2 protein-coding genes are annotated in these 569 nt (G+C 65.6%); one reads left to right on the top strand and one right to left on the bottom strand.

What is annotated here, in order from left to right:
- Positions 1-408, bottom strand: a 408-nt coding sequence (locus CU102_RS28370; RefSeq protein WP_245425638.1) for an AAA family ATPase, incomplete at its 3' end; no start/stop codon positions are given.
- On the opposite strand from CU102_RS28370, the gene CU102_RS30750 reads away from it, so the two are divergent.
- On the top strand, positions 355-569 hold a 215-nt coding region (locus CU102_RS30750; RefSeq protein ID WP_245425640.1), incomplete at its 3' end, for a hypothetical protein. The two genes, CU102_RS28370 and CU102_RS30750, sit on opposite strands and share 54 nt — an antisense overlap.

The following is a 569-nucleotide window of genomic DNA, read 5'->3' as shown; positions in this document are numbered from 1 at the left end:
CGTGCGCCGCTTGCCGTCGAGGCGGGCGGCGTTGTCCATCGCATCATAGATCGTGTGAAGCTCGGCAGGTTGAGCGAGGTCGAGAAGATCGTTGAGGTGGACGAGTTGCTCGGAATCGACGTATCCGCCTGTGATGGCTCTCGCGGCCGCATCATGACGGGCGGCGGCGTCCGCGGAGACTTCCAGGCCGAGAAGGCTGCCGACCAACGCCCGGACGGCGCCCTGTCCCTTGCCAGTGCCGAAATCGAGCACCAGGGCCTTGTGCGTCGGGATACCCTCGGTCTGTGCCTGCCGCACGAACTCCTCGATGAGCCGCGTCTTGCCAATGCCGGCCTCGCCACACACATGGACCAAATGCCCTCGGGCTTGATCGCGGCAGGTCTCGAGAAGACCGCGAAGCTGCGCGATTTCGGCCCTGCGCCCGACGAATGGACGGGTCCCGGCCGATTGGGGTTCGGCTACGGCGCCCGAAATGCGCCATACGCGGAGAGGGCGAGAGAAACCCTGAAGAGAGATCTCGCCTGCCGTACTGGTATCGAAGCGTTCGCCGATAGCCCGCTGGACGGCCT

The organism is Phyllobacterium brassicacearum, from assembly GCF_003010955.1.
Lineage (GTDB): Bacteria > Pseudomonadota > Alphaproteobacteria > Rhizobiales > Rhizobiaceae > Phyllobacterium > Phyllobacterium brassicacearum.
This window is presented reverse-complemented; position numbering and strand designations above follow the sequence as displayed.